At 71.0% G+C, this 18678-nt stretch carries 15 protein-coding genes and 1 pseudogene; 4 read left to right on the top strand and 12 right to left on the bottom strand.

Going from position 1 to position 18678, the window contains the following annotated elements:
- Positions 1 to 44: 44 nt before the first annotated feature.
- Positions 45 to 575: a DUF1648 domain-containing protein gene (locus ACZ4QV_RS31510; protein ID WP_361154757.1), complete on the bottom strand. Its 531-nt coding sequence runs from the start codon at positions 573 to 575 to the stop codon at positions 45 to 47.
- 323 nt (positions 576 to 898) lie between these two features.
- Here ACZ4QV_RS31510 and ACZ4QV_RS31505 point away from each other — a divergent pair, with 323 nt between their 5' ends.
- Together ACZ4QV_RS31505 and ACZ4QV_RS31500 are read left to right on the top strand one after the other, a co-directional pair.
- Entirely contained in the window at positions 899 to 1294 is a 396-nt protein-coding gene (locus tag ACZ4QV_RS31505; protein WP_361154756.1) for a DUF6234 family protein, read from the top strand.
- A 432-nt stretch (positions 1295 to 1726) separates the two neighbouring features.
- Positions 1727 to 2488: a DeoR/GlpR family DNA-binding transcription regulator gene (locus tag ACZ4QV_RS31500; RefSeq protein ID WP_361154754.1), complete on the top strand. Its 762-nt coding sequence runs from the start codon at positions 1727 to 1729 to the stop codon at positions 2486 to 2488.
- Between the two features lie 116 nt (positions 2489 to 2604).
- On the opposite strand, the gene ACZ4QV_RS31495 is transcribed toward ACZ4QV_RS31500, so the two are convergent.
- Together ACZ4QV_RS31495 and ACZ4QV_RS31490 are read right to left on the bottom strand one after the other, a co-directional pair.
- The gene (locus ACZ4QV_RS31495) at positions 2605 to 3147 is read right to left on the bottom strand and encodes a sigma-70 family RNA polymerase sigma factor (RefSeq protein WP_361154959.1); all 543 of its coding nucleotides are present in this window, start codon (positions 3145 to 3147) and stop codon (positions 2605 to 2607) included.
- 659 nt (positions 3148 to 3806) lie between these two features.
- Positions 3807 to 5720, bottom strand: a pseudogene (locus tag ACZ4QV_RS31490) (SMI1/KNR4 family protein).
- Between the two features lie 1476 nt (positions 5721 to 7196).
- Here ACZ4QV_RS31490 and ACZ4QV_RS31485 point away from each other — a divergent pair.
- Positions 7197 to 7889, top strand: coding sequence for a response regulator (locus ACZ4QV_RS31485; protein ID WP_467763757.1), 693 nt, complete (start codon positions 7197 to 7199; stop codon positions 7887 to 7889).
- A gap of 31 nt (positions 7890 to 7920) precedes the next feature.
- Here ACZ4QV_RS31485 and ACZ4QV_RS31480 read toward each other — a convergent pair whose 3' ends face one another.
- On the bottom strand, positions 7921 to 9309 hold the full coding sequence (locus ACZ4QV_RS31480) for a phenylacetate--CoA ligase family protein (protein WP_361154752.1): 1389 nt from the start codon (positions 9307 to 9309) through the stop codon (positions 7921 to 7923).
- On the bottom strand, positions 9306 to 9962 hold the full coding sequence (locus ACZ4QV_RS31475; protein ID WP_361154751.1) for a TetR/AcrR family transcriptional regulator: 657 nt from the start codon (positions 9960 to 9962) through the stop codon (positions 9306 to 9308). The genes ACZ4QV_RS31480 and ACZ4QV_RS31475 overlap by 4 nt, the downstream gene beginning before the upstream one ends.
- 331 nt (positions 9963 to 10293) lie before the next feature.
- Between ACZ4QV_RS31475 and ACZ4QV_RS31470 the strand changes: the two genes are divergently transcribed.
- Positions 10294 to 10986, top strand: a complete 693-nt coding sequence (locus tag ACZ4QV_RS31470; protein ID WP_361154749.1) for a phosphatase PAP2 family protein — start codon at positions 10294 to 10296, stop codon at positions 10984 to 10986.
- A 21-nt stretch (positions 10987 to 11007) separates the two neighbouring features.
- Here the strand turns inward: ACZ4QV_RS31470 and ACZ4QV_RS31465 are convergent, their stop codons facing one another.
- From ACZ4QV_RS31465 to ACZ4QV_RS31435, 7 genes are read right to left on the bottom strand one after another with little or no spacing between them, the layout of a single operon-like run.
- Positions 11008 to 12333: a glutamate-1-semialdehyde 2,1-aminomutase gene (locus ACZ4QV_RS31465; RefSeq protein ID WP_361635065.1), complete on the bottom strand. Its 1326-nt coding sequence runs from the start codon at positions 12331 to 12333 to the stop codon at positions 11008 to 11010.
- Positions 12334 to 12340: 7 nt separating this feature from the next.
- Positions 12341 to 12892: a dTDP-4-dehydrorhamnose 3,5-epimerase gene (gene rfbC, locus ACZ4QV_RS31460; RefSeq protein ID WP_361154747.1), complete on the bottom strand. Its 552-nt coding sequence runs from the start codon at positions 12890 to 12892 to the stop codon at positions 12341 to 12343.
- Positions 12889 to 14151, bottom strand: a complete 1263-nt coding sequence (locus ACZ4QV_RS31455; protein ID WP_361587014.1) for a polysaccharide pyruvyl transferase family protein — start codon at positions 14149 to 14151, stop codon at positions 12889 to 12891. Before ACZ4QV_RS31455 ends, rfbC begins: the two co-directional genes overlap by 4 nt.
- Complete coding sequence (locus ACZ4QV_RS31450) at positions 14148 to 15104, bottom strand: glycosyltransferase family 2 protein (protein ID WP_361587011.1); 957 nt, start codon at positions 15102 to 15104, stop codon at positions 14148 to 14150. Before ACZ4QV_RS31450 ends, ACZ4QV_RS31455 begins: the two co-directional genes overlap by 4 nt.
- Positions 15101 to 16384 (bottom strand): hypothetical protein, encoded by a 1284-nt coding sequence (locus ACZ4QV_RS31445; RefSeq protein WP_467763712.1) that lies wholly within the window; start codon positions 16382 to 16384, stop codon positions 15101 to 15103. The genes ACZ4QV_RS31450 and ACZ4QV_RS31445 overlap by 4 nt, the downstream gene beginning before the upstream one ends.
- On the bottom strand, positions 16381 to 17655 hold the full coding sequence (locus ACZ4QV_RS31440) for a DUF4910 domain-containing protein (protein ID WP_361154740.1): 1275 nt from the start codon (positions 17653 to 17655) through the stop codon (positions 16381 to 16383). Before ACZ4QV_RS31440 ends, ACZ4QV_RS31445 begins: the two co-directional genes overlap by 4 nt.
- A complete protein-coding gene (locus tag ACZ4QV_RS31435) occupies positions 17652 to 18677 on the bottom strand; it encodes an NAD-dependent epimerase/dehydratase family protein (protein WP_361154739.1) in 1026 nt (341 codons plus the stop codon). The genes ACZ4QV_RS31440 and ACZ4QV_RS31435 overlap by 4 nt, the downstream gene beginning before the upstream one ends.
- Position 18678 lies beyond the last annotated feature (1 nt).

The following is an 18678-nucleotide window of genomic DNA, read 5'->3' as shown; positions in this document are numbered from 1 at the left end:
ACTGTGATGCGGCCGACCCGGCGTCCGCGTCCGCCCGCGTTGATTCACCGCTTCCGGTCCTTCACCGCCGCAGCGATCGTCACCGCTGTACCGGCGAGGAACGGCAGGATCATCGCCGGAAGGAGCCATGCCGGCAGGTTCGGGTCCGGCGTGGCACGCCAAAGTATTCCGCAGCCCACAAGAAGAGAGATGCCTGTGCAGGTGTTGAGCAGTAGCAGGGCGCGTGCGAGCCGGCGTGCCGAGGCTCGGCTGCCTGGCCTGTTCGTCAGGGACGTCACCCGGGCGGCAGCGAACGGCGTGGCATCGGTGTTCGCCAGCTCATCACGTGGTGTCTGCCGCAACGTCAGCTCTGCGGAGCCGGCCATCAGCACCGTCACACCTACGTACACGAAGACCAGCAAGAACGCGCTGCCGATCGACTTGTCCGTCCAGGCATCCACTCCACCGTCCCCGATGTGCTCCGGTATCCGCCCCGGTAGGTGTGGATAGCGCAGCGCGCCCCAGATCGTCATCGCGAGGAGCAGGGCGGCATTGGGGAGCAGCCATAGCCGGACGGGGGAGGAGAGGAGCGCCATAGGACCGATCATCCGATGAGAGCTTGCGCTGGAGAAGAGTTCGGTCCGGCCACTTCACTACTGCGTCAAGTCGGGGCGGTTGGGCTGCATTGTCGGTCGGCGGAGGGCCGGGTCAGATGGAGATGCGTCCGGCCGGAAACTCAGCGGCGCGGCTCGCTCAGGGGACTCATGGCCCCGACTGCCATGGCGACCGACGCGCGCTGCCGAGCGAAGCGGCTCAGTGGCCCGATTTGGAGTCGCCATCGAGGCTCAGCTCAGTTTGAGGCCACAGTTGAGTACGCGTACTCATGCACACGCACGGTCAGGCTCGGCACCCTGCGGCCATGACGAACATCGCTCCGAAACCGAAGCGCTGGCGCCCCTGGGCGCAGCCGGCACATTGGGGCGTGGATCTGGCCATTGCGATCCCGCTGTTCCTCCTGGAGACCGCGTGGCTCGTATTGGACTGGATGCTCGGCCTCGGCCTGGAGGTATGGGCAGCGCAAGGCAAGCAGGACCGGATTGACGCGGCTGCTCTCGCGCACATCGGGCGGGTGCAGGTGCTGCTGATTGCCGCATTCGTCATGGCGGCTCTCGCGGGTGTATTCCGTGCCCGCTGGATGGCGATCGCGCACCTGTTGGTGGCTCTCCTGGCCGGCGGAGTGTTGTTGATCGTGCAGCACCAGTGGGATAGCAGCCATACCCCGCCCGGGTGCATCCGTTATGCCGCGCACTGTTGAAAACGGTCAGTGGGACGCGAGTGCCAAGCGGTAGCTGCCGGCGGTCGTCCGGGGCCTACTCCCGACATGAGGCAATCTGCGCAAGCGTCTGCGCCCCGGGTGAATGCCTGTCGGGAGGGGGAGAATTCCTCTCGGCCAGGGCCGGGGCGACCGCGAGCAGTCCTGCCGAATTCTCCACGTCAGCGCCGTGCAGCGGCATGTCGAAATGGTGCATGGTGCTGAGCAGAAGTCCTGGCCGGACGGGATCGAGGTAGCGCGGTCACGATGCGTGGTGTGATGTGCCGGGCTTGGCCACTCGGCCCGGGCGGCGGTAAGAAAGGGTACCGAGGACCGTGCGGGCGTGATGAATGGCGGTCGCTGAACGGCGGTTGATCAGCCGGGATGGATGATCACCGCCGTGTCGCCGGCATCCGGGATCGGGGTGGGTGTGCAGTGGAGGCCGAGGAGCGCCGGCGCCGCATCGTGGAGGCCGCTCGCCAGGGGGGATCGGTGGAGGTCGGCAAGCTCGCCGCGGACCTGGGTGCGGCCAAGGAGACCGTACGGCGGGATCTGCGCGTGCTGGAGGAGCACGGACTGGTGCGGCGTACGCACGGGGGCGCGTATCCGGTGGAGAGCGCGGGTTACGAGTCCACCCTGGCGTTCCGGACCACCATGCACCTGCCGGAGAAGTTGCGGATCGCGGAGGCCGCGGCGGCGCTGTTCGGTGATGCGGAGAGCGTCTTCATCGACGAGGGGTACACGCCTCAGCTCATCGCTGCGGCACTGCCTGCCGACCGTCCGCTCACCGCGATCACGGCCTCGTTGGCCACCGCGGCGTTGCTGGCCGCCAGGGACCACGTCACGGTGGTGCTCCTGGGCGGCCGGGTGCGGGGTGGCACCGTGGCCACGGCTGACCACTGGACGGCGGGCATGCTGTCCGAATTCGTCGTCGACCTGGCATACATCGGCGCCAACGGCATCTCCCGGGAGTACGGCCTCACCACCCCTGACCCGGCGGTCAGTCAGGTCAAGCAGCAGGCGGTACGAGCGTCCCGACGCCGGATCTTCTCGGGCGTGTACACCAAGTTCGGCGCGGTGAGCCTGTGCCGCTTCGCCGAGGCGGCGGACTTCGAGGCCATCGTCACCGACACCCGGCTGCCGCAGAGCGAGGCACACCGTTACTCCCTGCTGGGCCCGCAGGTCCTGCGCGTCTGATGACGGCATGCGGAGCAGCGTACGGCGGTGTACGGGAAGTACGGCGGCACACGGCGGCGGAGCCGTGAAGCGGCCGGGCGGGCGAGCAGAACCTGGTGACGTGGGGACATGAGTGGTCACGCCGCTGTCAGCCCACGGCTGTTGAGCCCCTCGCGGAGTGCACGTGTCGCGTGGTACATGCGCGACTTGACCGTGCCTGGCGGCACCCCCAGCAGCCTCGCCGTCTGGGGCAGGCTGCGGCCCATGTAGTACACGTGGACCAGGACCTCGCGATGGCACGGTGCCAGCTCCCGCATGGCTGCGACCACCACCTGCCGGGTCAGCGTACGGTCGACTCCGTCGGGAACGGGCGAAAGGGGAATGTCCGCGGCATCGGCCTCCGGGGGCCGGGCCTTGCGCGAGCGATGAACATCGATGACCAGGTTGCGGACGACAGTGAACAGCCATGGACGCAGTGCATTCGTTGTGGGATCGAGTTCGTCGGCGCGTTGCCAAGCACGGAATGCCACCTCCTGCACGATGTCCTCCGCACGGTGCCAGTCGCCGTCCAGCAGCCGGGCCGCGAACCTCAACAAGACCGACCCGTGACGCTCGTACAGAGCCCCGAGGAACCCGTCGGCCTGCTGCGCCGAACGGCCCGGTGCGGTACGGGAATGCATGGCGCGCCCGGCCGGCGTCGGCGATGTCTTCACGTTGCGTCTCCTCACAAGTGCCTCTGAGCTGAGGTGTCTGCGCTGGGCGCGAGGCGAACGCGCCCCTGAAGACGTTGTATCGCCGAGAGAGCCCGAGGGCGGAGCCCGTGTGGGCGGGCAGCGCGCCCGAGTCCGAGAGGCTGCTCGCGCCCGCTCAGTACGCTGACCTGCCATGGGGCGGCTCGGCCGCCCGCGCCGGTGCCCGGAGTACCCGACTGGGTGTCCGCCGCGCCCGTTCCGGTGCCCGCATGCTGTCCGGACGGGTATGACGCGCCCAGGTTTCGGGGCCGGCGGGTGGGGGGACGGCCGTGAGTGGCTGAAGCGGCCGGAAGCGGAAGGGCGGAGGTCGGATCACACCGTTCCGGGCCTTGAGGGAGCGATCGGGGCTGGCCGCTCCGGGCCCGACGATCAGATCGTCCTTCCGGTCCCCGTCGACATCCTGGTACCGCGTGGCCCGCATCGGGCACTGCTTGTCGTGCTGCTGGTCTGCGGTGCGCTTGCTGATCCGCTGCGTGGTCTTCTCGTAGAACGGCAGCGCACCGCCCATTGTGTCGGTCACAGCGGCCAGAGAGATGGGACGGCAATGGGGCAGTGGCGGTACGGAGGGGCTACGGAGGCTGTGCCAGTCAGTGCCCCGCGCCCCCACCCAAGCTGATCACGGCGTAGGTCTCCCCGTTTTCCGGCGGCCGTGTCCATGAACGGGTGGTGAAGGTGTGCAGCCGTCCGTTCGTGATCGCGTGACGCGGCAGGCGGGCACCGAACTCGTCGGCCACGACCTCCAGCAGCGGCCGCTCCGCCTCGGTGGCTTCCTCCCGGGAGGCGAAGAACCGGTCCGGGTCCAGTGCCCTCGGTGTCCGTCCGGTGCGATGTGTCTCGCCATCCACGTACGTGAAGGCGTACTGCTCGGTGCCGTCCTGCGCTACGGAGAGGTGGAAGAACGGTTGCCCGTGGTGGGCTCTCAGGCCGCTCCACACGACGACCGCGCGGGTGCCCGCGCTCGCGGCCGCGGCCGCGGCCGGGGAGATGAATCGCTGCGGGTCGAAGGGCGCGGGACCGCCGTCGAAGGCGAAGCTCCAACCACGGCCGGCCCGGCCGACCGCCACGGGGGCTTTGTCGTCTTAGGACGAGAACTCCCGCTGTCCGCTGAGCAAGCGGTGGCGTGCTTCGTCGGTGGTCATGGGATCGTCCAGCGTCGCCTCGTCCGCGTCCGCGAGGCGTCCGGGCAGGTCCTCCGGTTCCACAGCTTCGACCGGGACGAACCGGTAGGACGTGTGAGGCTCGTGGCCGTCCGGGTCCGCGAGCCATGCCAGGCCGCCCGGGTCGAGGCCGGCCACCCGGCTCGGTGCCTCACCCGCCTCTCCGCCCCTGGGGGTGGAGAGCAGCTCGCGGCCCCGCTCCGGAGTCAGCAAGGGACCGAGCAAGGGGTCGGCCACCCAACCCAGCGATGCCAGGAGGCCGGGTCCCGGCGGCTGCCAGGCCGGCAGAGCGTCCGTCAGCGTCCGCCATGCCCCGTCGGTGTCGCCCCACCGCGCCAGCTCCCGCGCCCGCTCGACCGCCGCGCCGAACGGTCCGGCCGCCGCGTACCGGTACGTGCCGTTGCGCACCTGCTCCAGCGTCGCGTGGGCCAGCGACACCACGTCGTCACCAGCTCCCCGCAGGTGGAACTGCAACGTGGAGTCGTCCCTGTACGAGTGCGCCGCGTGTTCGGCGACCAGCGGGGGCAGGAGCTCGGGTGCGTACCGTGGGTCGATCACCAAGCCCTCGAAATACACCATGTAAGTCCGCCCGAAAAGGCGGCGTATCTGGTCTCCCAGCCCGGCGGCCCGCGGTCTGCCGTACTTCTTCGCCTCGTCCAGCGCGTGCTCGGCCCGTTCCCAGTCGCCGCGCAGCGCCTCCAGCCGGGCTTGCTCCACCTGGGCGTCCAGCTCTCGCGTCGTGTCGTTGACGAACTCCGGCTCCCTGTCGGCCGGGCTCGCCCGTAGGCTGTGGAACTCCTGGTACATGGCCTGCATGAATTCGGCGAAGTTCGCGTACCGTCCGGGTGCGGCGGCTCGCCAGCTCGCCCACGTGTACACGGCCCACTCACCGTCCTCGTCCACGGCCTCGGGGTCCAGCAGGACGTAGGTGATGTCGGACTCGACGTCGAGCTGGAGCCCGCGCCGCCAGATGTCCGCCTCCCGCCGCTCGTCGGGTCCGGCATCGTCGTCCAGGTACTCCTCGAAGATGTCAGCGAGTCCGGACTCGTTGTTGTGCCAGCATGCGTCCGCGGTCCCGGCCAAGAGCCGGACGAACCCGCCGGCGTGCTGCCATCCGTCGCTGACCGCGAGGAACTCCCGGTACGACGGGGGCATCCGTCGGCCGAGACGCTCCTCCATGGCAGTGATCCGCTTCTCGGACGCGGGCGGGAATCCCAGCCATCGCGTTTGCCGGGCGGCTTCGTCCTCCTCACTTCGTGTCGCGTCATCGGGCAGGGAACCCGCCCATTCCCCGCTCCATCTGAGCAGGAACGGCCGCCAGTTGAATGCTGTCGTATGCGTCATGCGTCCGATGCTGCCATCCACCACTGACAGTGCCCTGTGATCCGCTGGCGGCACACCTCCCGGAGCTCGCTCCAGAGTGGCTCACAGCGGCAGGACAGTGGACACCGGACGGGCTCCGGAGCGCGGCGTGAGCGTAGCGCGCGGGGCGAAGAGGAGATAGAAGGAGGGGAGAAAAGGAACGGGGGAGAAGGAGTGGGGAGAAGACGATGGCGGCGAAGGAACCGCTCCCGTGGGGGAGCAAGGTTTTGATCGGAGTCCTTGTGGTCCTCCTCGTGCCGGTGGCTCTTGTGATCGCGGCTCTGGTGATGTCCGTCGTTTCGTTTCACAATGCGCCACGGGACCCCGGACCGTCGTTACCTGCGCCCTCGGCGACGGCCGGTGGATAGTGCTCGCCGACGGCACGGGTCCGCACAGCCATCGGGAAGGGCCGGCAGGTGGCGATGTCGCAACCGGTAGTCCAGGAGGCCCGAAGAAGCCCCGAGGAGGGAAGCGACGCGGTGCCGCGCTCAGGGCCGCGACTTCTGCTTGTGCTCCAGTTTGGGCGGGAAGTACCGCCAGGGCTCGATGTGCTGGGCTCTTCCTGCGCATCGGACGGCGCCTTCTCCTCCCACTGCGCGTATGCGAGCGGGATCCGGTGATCGTGTGCAGGCTCTGGCCGAACTGCTCGGTGCCGGAGAAACTCCCGGTTCCGGTAGTCGTGGGGGTAGGAGAAGCGGTCGAAGATGAAAGGGGCCGGGGGCCGGTCGGCCGACCCGGTGAGTCAGGCCCTGGGGGCTCCAGAGGCAGGGCGGGTATGAGCGTCCTGCTCTGAACGCGGGCATCAGGGAGAGCGCTGACGACCGCGGTTTGTCCCCAGGCCGCTGCCAGGCACAGCGGTGTGGTCTCCCGGTACGCCCCCACCGCACATTCCAGACCCGAGCCTGCCTCGGCGAGGAGGCTCACCACATGGGCATGGCCCGAGGGCTCGGCCTGGGTGCACAAGGCCGATGCGACATCCGTACGGCATTTCACCCGATCGTGAGTCGATGCGCGCTCCGTACCAGTGACTTCACATGACATTCACACCGTGAGCCCGCAGTGCGCCACGGTCAGGGCCGCGAAGCCGTGTGGTGGCCGTTTAGCTGTGGCACGCGGGGAACCCGTGAAACACAGTGGGAAAAGCCCCCGTGGAACGGCAGCCGCACCATTGCGGCCATATCAGTATTACGGCACCACCAACCCCCGGTTCGGGAAGTGCAGGGAAAGGCAGCGTCGGCCATGCCAGAAACCACCAGCGCCGTGCACCACAGTGCGGCCCGACGGCGTACTGCGGCTGCCCCGGCCCCAGCGCCCTACACGGCCTCGATCCCCGCCCCCTCCGCACCCCTGGAGACCTCCGCACCCCCGGAGTCCCCCGCAAATCCGGAGACCTCCGCACCCGCGGCCGTCCGTACCGGGACAGCCCCGGGACCGGAGCGCACCGGACCGGTCAGCGTCCTGCTGGTCGACGACCGGGTGGAGAACCTGCTGGCCCTGGAGGCCGTCCTCGCGCCCCTGGGCTACGACCTGGTGCGCGCCACCTCCGGCGAGCAGGCCCTCAAGGCCCTGCTCGTCGAGGAGTTCGCGTTGATACTGCTGGACGTGCAGATGCCGCGCATGGACGGTTTCGAGACCGCGGCCCACATCAAGCGGCGCGCCCGTACCCGCCACGTACCCATCATCTTCCTGACGGCCGCGAGCCATGGCCCGCACCACGCCTTCCGCGGCTACGCGGCCGGCGCCTCCGACTACATGGTCAAGCCGTTCGACCCGTGGGCGCTGCGCGCCAAGGTCAACGTCTTCGTCGACCTCTACCGCGTCAACCGGCGTCTGCACGACCAGAACGCCCTGTTGCAGGCCGAAGGTTCGCTGAAGGCCGAGGATTTGTGCCGCAGCAGCGGTGAGCGGCCGGCGGCGATGCCAGAGGCGGCGAGCCCGGTGCTGGCAGAGTTGGACGCCCGGCTGCAGACCGTCGAGGACAGCGCCCGCGACCTGTTCGCCCAACTCCCCTCACCACGCGCCCCGGCCGGCGAGACGGCCACAGCCGCGGCTCTGGCCGAACAGCTCACCCGGCTGCGCCAGCACCTCGACCTCCTCCTGGACGGCAACGCCCTTCCCGGGGAGCGATGTCCGGGCGGGCCGAATACGTAGCTCCGAGACGCCCGGCCGTCGCCCTGCCGCGTCAGGGGCGAGCGCCCGACCGGTCGAAGGGAATGACCGTGCGGTACTTGCCGCCGGCTGTCTGCCGAGGAGGGTCTTCGGCGCGCTGGACCGTGACGTGGCCCAGCTCGTTGTCGGCGAGAAGACGGGTCAGTTCCAAGTGGGCCGCCTGCCACACGCGGTCCGGGTCGGCGTCGGCGGCCGGCAGCAGGCGTACCCGCAGGGTTGCCGGTGCGGTCTGCTCGACCTGGAACAGCTCGACTCCAGGAGTGCGGTCGAAGAGGGTGCCGAAGGCCAGGGGAGCGAGCTGGACGGGGTCGCCGCTTCGGGTGGGGAAGGTGAGGATGTCACCTGAGCGGCCCTGGACGCGGAGTGCGGGCAGCGGGTTGCCGCACGGGCACGGGTCGGGCCGGAGCATGACGCTGTCACCGAGGTCGTAGCGCAGGAACGGCTGCACGCGGTTGGCGAGGTTGCTGATCAGTACGGTGTGCGAGTACTGGCCGGGCGGGGTGGGCCGGTGATCGGCGTCGACCGGTTCGAGCACGGCCCAGTCACTGTTGACGTGGTACCAGCCGTGGGCGCAGCTGTGACTGAGGTAGGTGCACTCGGTCGCGCTGTACATCGCGCGGACCGTGGTGCGGAAGGCGCGGGCGATCCTGGCGGTGTCGTCCGTGCTCATCGTCTCGCCGGCCGGCTGGACCAGCACCGGGTTGATGCGCAGGCGGCCGGCTTCCTGCTCGGCGGTGAGCAGCATGATCGTACTGGCGTAACCGATGACGAAGGCGGGGCGGTACTCGTTGAGTTCGGCCACCAGCTGCGCCATCGGGGTGTGTACCGGGAACGCCCGGAGCAGTTTGCTGCGCCATCCGCCCGCTCGGAGCGTGCGGGAATAGGCCGCGAAGCCGACGTAGTGCCCACCGGTGGCCACGAGCTGGGCGAAGCGGCCGCCCTGGGTGGCTGCCCGGAGGAGCCCGGCGGGGCCCAGCCACGAGGCGAGTGCCCGGGAGGTGAGCGCGGCGCCCACGTCCATGTACCGGTCGTCCAGGAGGAAGAGCCCGCGTCGGCCGCTGGTGCCCGAGGTCGTGGCCACCATGTACTTCCCGCGGAACCGCTGCCCGATCCGGTCGGGGTCGTCGCTGAAGGCACGCACCTTCTCGTACGTGACGGCACGGTCGGCCACCCAGTCGTCGAAGTGCCCCATCAGCTTCTTCTTGTCGGTGACCGGCAGCAGCGCCGGGTCCTCGACCCGCTCGGGCAGGCCGCGGTAGAGACCGCGGTAGTACGGGGAGGCGGCCCGGGCGTGGGCGACCATGTCGGCCAGCCGGTCGCGCTGCCGCCGTGTGACGGCAGGCATTCCCTCCTTGCGGGCCCTGCGGGCGTCCCGCCCGAGCCATGCCATGGTCTCGGTCATCGTGCGGTGCTCCTTCGGGGTACGGGGGCGGTCTGCAGCCCGGCCTGTCCCAGCACGGCGAGGAAGTAGGACTTGACCTCTTCTGCGCCGGTGGTGTCGGGGTACGCGGCAAGGTGGTGCAGAGCCGCGCCACTGAGCATCTGCTGAAGGATCTCCGGGTCGCTGTCCGGAGGGAGTTGCCCGGCCGCGCGAGCCCGCTCCAGAGTGGTACGCACCGCGAGGCCACGGTGGCTGCCGTGCGCCTTGTGGTAGGCGTGCAGGAGTTCGGGGAGGTCGTCGACCGTGCCGTAGAGGCGGCGGATCAGCCTGCGTGCGCGGGGTCTGCCGAGGTGCTCGGCCCAGGCCGTGACCATGCTGTCGATGTCCGGCCAGTCCATCGAGCCGGGATCCACGTCCCGGTATTCCCACTCGACCGCGCACACCAGCAGCTCGGTCAGGGTCGGGAAGCGCCGGTACACGGTGGCACGGGTGACTCCGGCGCGGCGCGCCACCTGCTCGATGCTCGCCCAGCCGACGCCGCGCTCGACGAGCAGATCGAGCGCGGCCGCGAGGATCGCCTCGTCGGCCTCCCGGCTGCGCGGCCGGCCGGGGGCTCTCGTCGGCGGGGCAGACGTGGCGAGGGGGTGCTCTTCGGGATCGTCTTCAAGCTTCACACCAATACGATACAGCACAGCTCTGTATTGTATTGGTTTCAAGGGGGTGAGCGGCGAAGAAGGTGAAGCTCTCATTGCCGTACGGGGCGACATCAGGTGTTCCCGCGGCGCTCCTCGGCCGCCACAGCGGCACGCATCACCGCCTGACGCGGCATGCGCTGATACGTCGTCGCATCCCGTACGGCTCCGCTTCGGGGAGGAAGAACACTGCCGTCCGCGGCACCTCGGAACGTACACTGACCCGGTGTTGGCCAAAGATCCGGAAGACCAGCTACCGGACGCGGCAAGCCACCGTGCGAGCTGCCGCAGGCCGACCGTACGGGGTGAGCGTGTGACCGGACGGCCGGTGCCTGCGGTGCTGCCCCCGTTGCTGCGCGCGTGGCTCGGCTCGATCGCGGCTCTCGCCGCGCTGACGGTGGTCGTGTTCGGGGTTCTGTACGCCGGTCACAGCCGGCCGGGCACGGTGGACGGGTGGCTCGTCCCGCCGACGGCGGACAGCGTGCGGCCGCCGTGGCGGGGCGTGGCGCTGGCCACGGACTTCCTGGGGGAGCCCGGGGGAGCGGTGGCGCTGGTGGTGGTCGCCGTGGTGGGCTGTCTGCTGCTCCGGTGTCCTCGTGCGGCGGTGTTGGCCGTTGCCGGGGCCGGCGTCGCCGTGGGGACGGCGACGCTGCTCAAGTTCCTGGTGGGACGCACCATCCACGGTGACAACCTGTCCTACCCGAGTGGGCACACCGCCTTCGTCACCGCGCTCGCCGTCGTGGTGGCGCTGCTCACGGCCGGCAGGCTCGGCCTCGGCAGGGCGGGCGGCACGTTACTGGTGCTCGGCGCGGCGGTGGTTGCCGGCGCCGCCATGGGCTGGGCGCAGGTCGCGCTGGGCGCGCATTATCCGACCGACGTCCTCGGCGGCTGGTGCACCGCGCTGGCGGTGATTCCGGCGACCGCGTGGCTGGTCGATCGGGCGGCCGACCGGGTGGGCGACCGGCCGGGCGCTCGGACGGCCGGAAACCGATCGCCAGGAGCGTAGCTGACGACACGTCACCTGACCTCACGCCAAGCGCCGGAAGACCGGCTTCACCGGTCGGCCGGCCAGCCAGGGGGTGGGATCCCCGGCGTCCAGTGCCTTCCGGTACACCGCACATGCCTGGGCCACCACCTCGACGGTGCGGTCGATGTCGGCATCGTCCAGCGCGCTGCTCACCACGAACGACGGGGCGAGGATTCCGCCCGCGATGAGTCTGCGCAGGAACAGGGTGCGGTACTGCTGTGACGGCTGCAGGTTCCCGTCGAGGGTGGCGAAGACCAGGTTGCTGGCCCGGCCCCGGACGACGAGGTGGTCGCCGACTCCCATGCTGTCCGCGGCGTCGCGGACCCCGGCGGCCAACCGTTCACCGAGGGCGTGCAGCCGCGCGGTGATGCCCTCCTCGACGTAGGTGGTGAGTACGGCCATCGCGGCCGCCAGGGAGTGTGTCTCCGCGCCGTGCGTGGTGGACAGCAGGAACACCCGGTCACCGGAGTGGCGCAGCCCGCCCCGCTCCATCAGATCGCGGCGCCCGGCCAGTGCGGAGACGGCGAACCCGTTGCCCAGCGCCTTGCCGAACGTGGAGAGGTCGGGCACGACGCCGTACAGGCCCTGGGCGCCCGCCTCGGACCAGCGCAGGCCGGTGATCATCTCGTCGAAGACCAGTACGCAGCCGTGCCGGTCGGCCAGGTCGCGCAGGCCCTTGAGATACCCGGGCGGGGGCTCGGTGTGGGTGGCGGGTTCGAGGATCAGGCAGGCGACCTCGCCCTGGTGGCGGGTGAGCAGTTCCTCCGTGGCGGGCAGGTCCCCGTAAGGGAACGCCACGGTGAGGTCGGTGGTCGCCGCCGGAATACCCGCGGCCATCGGCGTGGTGCCGATGAACCAGTCGTCGACGGAGAAGAACGGGTGGTCGCCGCAGACGGCCACCCGCGGGCGCCCGGTGACGGCGCGGGCGAGGCGTACCGCTGCGGTGGTGGCGTCGGAGCCGTTCTTCGCGAACTTCACCATCTCGGCGGTCGGCACGGTGGCCAGGAAGCGTTCCGCCGCCTCGACCTCCACGACGGACGGCCGGACGAAGTTGCTGCCGCGGTCCAGTTCCCGCCGTACCGCCTCGATCACGCGGGGGTGGGCATGGCCGAGGCTGACCGACCGCAGGCCGGAGCCGTATTCGAGGTAGCGGTTGCCGTCGATGTCCCACACGTGGGCACCCTGGCCGTGGCTGATGACCGGCGCCAGGTTCTCGGGGTACTGGTCGTCGCCCTTGGCGTAGGTGTGCGCGCCTCCGGGGACCATGGCGTGCAGCCGCTCGTTCGCCAGCCGCGACAGGGGGAGGGGGAACTCTTCGCTGTCCACGGCGACCTCAGCTCTCCTGGTGGGACAGGGCCTTGGCGAGGCTCGGCGCCTCCCGGTCCCGCTGTGACATCGAGGTGACCGGGAGCGGCCACGGAATGGCCAGCTCCGGGTCGTCGAACGCGATCGTCACGTCTTCGGCCGGATCGTGCGGGCGGTCGATCCGGTACGCGGTGTCGGCGGTCCCGGACAACGCCTGGAAGCCGTGCGCACACCCCGCCGGGACGTACAGGGTCACCTGCGTCTCGCCGGACAGCTCGAAGGACGCCACGTTGCGGTAGGTCGGGGAGCCCGTCCGCAGGTCCACGACGACATCGAAGATCCTCCCGTACGAGCACCGCACCAGCTTCGCCTCACCGTCGCCGGAGCGCAGATGCAGGCCGCGCAGCACGCCCCGGGCCGAACGGGACAGGCTGTCCTGGACGAAGGCTTCCGGGTCGAGGCCCACCGAGCGGACCACGTCGGCGTCGAAGGTACGGCAGAAGAAGCCGCGCTCGTCGGCGTACGGCGTCGGCTCGAAGAGGTACGCGCCGTCGATCGCCGGGACTTCGGTCGCTTTCATGGGTTCTCCTGCTGCGCGTGGGCGGGGGCGTGGGCGGGGACGTCGTGGTGCGTGTGGCCGGTCGTCGGGAACAGCGCCGCGGTCAAGGCGGTGAAATGGTGCTCCAGGCGTTGAGCAGCGGTCAGGTTCCGCTCGGTGAGGGTCTGCCGTAGCTCCGCCGACCGCCGCTCCAGCTCCCGGAACTGGGCGAGCAGCCGGTCGGTGTCGACCTCGCGAGCCGGATGGCAGTACGCGGCAAGGCCCATCTGCGCCATGAGCGCGTCGCTCTTCGCCGCATAGCTGAGCGCGAGCGTCGGCGTGCCGGTTTTCAAGGCGCAGATCAGGTTGTGGTACCGGGTCGCCACGACGGTGCCGGCGGCCGCCGTCTCTTTCATCAGGTCGGAAAGGGAGGCCGCTTCGGCCGCGGTGACCAGCGGCGAGTCCACCGCGTCGAGGATCGCGGCGACCACCGGTGCGTCGCACGCGTCGCCGGTGAGCAGCCGGACCGGCCGCCCCTCCGCAACCAACGTACGGACGAAGCGGGTTGTCCCGTCGAGGTAGCGCCGGTGGATCGCGTCGGCGCGGGCGCGGTCGTCGTCGCCGCCGTGGAAGGCCATGACGCCGACACAGACCGTCCCCGGAGGGCCCGGGGGCGTGTCCGCCTGCGGCGTCGGCAGGGCGAAGGCGAGGTCCGGGTGGACCTCGTCGCGCGCGGTGTCCACGCCCATCGCCCGCATCGCGTCGCGGGACGGGCTGTCCCGGTACGAGCGGTACGTGGCAAGCCGTGCCGACCAGCGGACCAGGGCACGGGTCGCCCGGTTGCCGATCGGGGCCGCGCCGACGCCGACCAGCGCGACCCGGGTGCCGAACAGCCTGCCGGACGCGCAGAGCAGGAACAATGCGTACGGGAAGCCCCACGGCCGCAGCGGCAGCGTGGCCTCCAGGACGCCCATGCCCGGCACGATCACCACGTCGTGCCGGCGGACCCAGGCAGCGGTGCGGACGGCGTCGGCCAGTTTGCCCAGGCCCTTCGCCGCGATCGCGCCCGCACGTGAGGCGGTCCGGTACTCCCCGCGGTACCGGTGCAGCCGCGTCGCGGGGATGCCGTACCGGGCCGCGACGACCTCCGGACCGCCGCACAGCGCGTCCACGACCGCCTCCGGACGCTCGGCGCGGAGGTAACCGAGCACGGCTTCCAGCGAGCCGTCGTTGCCGAGGTTGCCGGAGCCGAGCAGGCCGAACACCCCCACGCGTGCCGGGGCGTTGCCCGTGGACCTCATGTCTGTCGCCCTTCACGTCCGGCGACGAGGTCGTCCACGGAGACGGTGGACGGCCCCGGGCCGGCCGGCGCGCGGTCCTCGACCCGTTCGCCGGCTCCGGGCCGGGTCCGGCTGGTCATCCAGGCGACCAGGTGGCGGTAGCAGGCGCGCCGGTCGGCCGGGGACAACGGCGCCCGCCGGATCGCCGTGACGAAGCCCCAGACGTACTCGGCGAGCAGCCGGGGCGTCGGGTGCAGCGGGCCTGCCCGGCGCGGGTCCAGGTTGACGCACCGGGAGCGCTTGGACGGGTTCGCCCGCTCGGCGCGGGTGGGGTGGTCGCGGCGGAAGTACAGCAGCTCCGGCACCTGGTGGAACGGACCGTGCAGGGTGAGCTCGGCGACGAACGTGCGGTCCGCGTGGTGGTAGCTGTCGTGCGGCTTCACCCGGCGCAGTACGTCGGCGCGCATCACCCCGTAGAAGTCGTCACCGCCGGGCTCGAACAGCAGGCTGCGGAAGCGCTCCGGCGCGCGCGGCGAGTCGGTGGCGAGCCGGTACTCGTACGGGACCTTGACCTTGCCGTCGCCGTCGATGACCGCCTGGCCGGAGTGCGCGAGGATCACGTCCGGCCGCTCGTCCAGCGCCTCCACACAGCGGCGCAGCAGGTCCCTGGCGTACAGGTCGTCGTGCGAGGCCCACTTGAACAGCTCGCCGCGGCACTGGGTGAACACGTAGTTGTGGTTCGGTGCGGCGCCGACGTTCCGCAGCAGCCGGATGTACCGGATGCGCGAGTCCTTCGCCGCGTACGCGCGGCAGATGTCCTGGGTGCCGTCGGTCGAGGCGTTGTCGGAGATGACCAGTTCGAACTCCTCGTAGGTCTGGCCGAGCAGGGCGTCGAGCGACTCGGCGAGGTACTCCTCGCCGTTGTACACGGGCAGGCCGATGCTCAGCCGGGGAATGCTCCGAAACGCAGTCATGACGTCCTCACTTCGGGGAGGGGGTGGTGGCGGCGCTCGCGCAGGGCGGACCGCAACTGCAGCCACCACACGGCCGAGCTGCCGAGGGTCGCGGCGGCGACGCCCCAGGCCGAGCCGGCCGTGCCGGCCAGGGCCGCTCCGCCGAGCCCGCCGACGACGTAGCAGGCGGAGGCGATCAGCTGGCTGCGCAGGCTGCGCCGGGCCGCGGCGAGTGCGCGCAGCCCGGCCGCCGCGCCGGTGCCGAGTCCGGCGCCCGCGACGCCGAGCGTGACCGGCACGACCAGCTCGGAGGCGGAGTGCCAGACCCCGCCGAGCACGAGTGCGCCGAACCGGTCCGGCATCAGCAGCAGCGCTCCGCCCCAGAGCAGCGCGGCGACGGCCTGCCCGCCGCCCAGCAGGAGGCAGAACGCCCCCAGCCGGTGCGGGGCCCGCCGCAGCACCCGGGCCGCTTCCGCCACGGTGACCAGCGACAGCCCCATCAGCAGGGCGAGGAACGGGCCGAGCAGGAGTTCGGCGCCCCGGATCACCCCCACCGCACCGACCCCGACGATCGCGCCGAGCCCGTACGCCCGGAGCTGGCTCGCGCCGCTGTTGCTGACGTTCTCGACCAGGTACCGGTAGCCGAGGTCGCGGTGCTCGCCCAGCCATGCGCGCACTCCGGTCGGGCGCGGCCGGATGCCGGACTGGAAACAGCCGTACCCCGCGGCGACCGCGGCGGACCCGCCCCAGGCGAGCACGAAGGCGGTCACGCTGCCCACGTGGGCCGCCACCACCATGGCCGGCACGAGCGCGACACCCCAGACGAGGTCGTTGGCGAACGCCTTGCGCCCGGCGCCGGCGGCGAAGAACGCGAACCGCCAGGCGTCCTGCAACAGCAGCAACGGCAGGACGACGCCGAGGCAGGCGAAGGCGGACCCCACACTGCCGCCCAGCCCCAGCCCGGCCACCAGACACGCCGCGCCGAGGGCGCCACCGACGCCGAGCGCGGTACCCGACGACCGGGCCACCGCCGCGCGCCAGGACGCGTCCGGCACGCCGCTGAAGCGCACCATGAGCGGGTCGGTGGCCACTCCGCGGGAGACGTTGAGCACCACGCCGTAGGTCACCCAGGCCAGGCTGAACACGCCGAACGCGGTCAGCCCCAGCGAGCGCGCCACGTAGATCCCCACGGCGAAGTTGGTCATGCTGGAGGCCGCCTGGTCGGCCAGCCCCCAGGACAGCCGGCCGACGACGGCCCGCTTGGCGGTCCGCTCCTCCCGCTCCGCAGCCACCGGCGTCATGCCTTGATCAGTCCGGCGCCGCGCAGGGCATCGGCCGCGGTGGCGACGGTGTCGAACGGCAGTCCGGACCGCTCGGCGACGTCCAGCAGACTGTGCGCGCCGTCGGAGAGGCTGAGCACCCAGAGCATGGCCAGTTGGGCCTGCTGGGTGTCGCTGCGGCCGCCGAGCGCGTCGTACAGGCCGCGACGGCCCAACTGAGGTTCGCCGTAAGGGCTGAGGTTGACGTACCGGCGGTTGCGGTCCAGCACGGAGAACGCCTCGCGGCAGACGGCGAGCGTGTCCGCCATCGCGTCCGGGGAGACGAAGTCCGGGTTGTCCGCCGAGGTGTGGTATTCGGGGTAGCCGGCGTACGGGGTCCGGCTGAGCGAGCCCACGCCGAGATCGAATCCGGGGGAGCAGTACTGCCGCTCGTCGTAACCGTACGGAGTGAATTCGGTGATGCGGTGCGGACGTTCGGAGGCGGACAGTACGTGCCGCAGTACTCGGTCGATCTCCGCGTCGCCGCGCCTGCTCTGCTTGTACGTCAGGTGGCCCACATCGCCCGCGCAGGCCAGCACCAGGCCGTGCCGCACGCGGTCGATCCGCTCCGCGTTGCGGGCCAGCCAGGTGATCGCCCCGATGGTGCCGGGCGCGTAGATGAACCGGTAGGTGTGGTACGGCGTCTCCCGCGCCAGCGCGCGGGCCAGGAACGTCGCCACCGCGATGCCGGCCAGGTTGTCGTTGGCCAGCGACGGGTGGCAGACATGGCAGGAGACGATCACCTCGTCGGGCACCTGCCCGGGGACCACGTGCTCGGCGTAGGTGAGGTGGCCGTCCGTGAGGGTGGAGTCGACGCGCACCTCGTAGTCGCCGTCCGGCAGCGCGTCCAAGGTCTCCTGGGCCAGGCAGAACCCCCACTCCGGCTGGTAGTAGCTGGTGCGGTACGGCACCCAGGCCGGGTGCTCCGGCAGGGTGTGCAGGTGGCCGCGCAGCTCGGCGAGCGGCATGGTCGCCGACACCGGCACGCTGTAGCCGAGCACGTGCAGGCTGGACGCCGCGAAGTCGACGACCCGGCGCCCGGTGCTGTCGGCGATGTACGCGTCCCGGATGTTCCACTCCTGCGGTACCGTCCAGTCGAGCACCTGCGTCCCGGTCGGCACCTCGTGCACCTGGAGCGGAACGTACTCGCCGACGATCTCCAGGGTGGCCCGCACACCGTCGCCGGTGATGCTCCGGCAGAGCGGGTACAGCCGCTCCACCAGTGCGTGCATCTCCTCACCGACTGCGGTCATCGGCGCCACCGCAGGGTGTCGTCGACGGCACCGGCGTCGGACGCCGCGCGCAGCACGGCCAGCCGGGTGAAGCGTTGCTCGAAGTCCTCCCGGGTCAGCCCGTGTTTCCGGTAGGCGTCGGCGAGTTCGAGCGCGCCCTGCTTCACCGTCCACTCGCAGTCGAAGCCGGGCACCGCGGCGCGGAACCGGGAGAAGTCCACCCGGTACGAGCGCGGATCGGCACCGGTCTCCCCGGTGATCACCACCTTCGAGCCGGACACCGCCTCGGCGACCTGCTCGGCGATCTCGGCGACCGTGACGTTGTTGGTCTCGCTGCCGATGTTGAACGCCCGGTCGTGCACCGCCTCCCGGGGCGCGGCCAGCGCGGCCGTGAAGGCCCGTGCGATGTCGGCGGCGTGCACCAGCGGGCGCCAGGGCGTGCCGTCGGAGAGCACCAGCACCTCACCGGACAGCAGCGCGTGGCCCACCAGGTTGTTGAGCACGATGTCGGCCCGCAGTCGGGGCGAGTGGCCGAAGGCGGTGGCATTGCGCATGAACACCGGGCTGAAGTCGCCGTCGGACAGCGCGTGCAGGTCGTCCTCCACCCGCACCTTGGACTCCGCGTACGGGGTGACCGGGCGCAGCGGGGCGTCCTCGGTCACCAGGTCGCTGCCGCCGGCGGCACCGTAGACCGAGCAGGTGGAGGCGTACAAGAAGCGGCGTACCCCGGCGTCGCGGGCCAGGCGGGCCAGCCGTACGGACGCATGGTGGTTGATGTCGTAGGTGAGTTCCGGCGCCAGCGACCCCAAGGGGTCGTTGGACAGCGCGGCCAGGTGGATCACGGCGTCCGCCCCGGCGACGTGTTCGGCCGTGACGTCGCGCAGATCCACCCGGTGCCCCGGCGGGTCCGCGGGCGGCGGGCCCAGCACACAGTCGGCGAACAGGCCGGCGTCGAGACCGACGACCTCGTGCCCGGCGGCCGCGAGGACCGGGGCCATCACGGTGCCCAGGTAGCCCTGGTGTCCGGTCAGCAGCACGCGCAAA

This window comes from Streptomyces sp. NPDC026394, assembly GCF_055567735.1.
This window is presented reverse-complemented; position numbering and strand designations above follow the sequence as displayed.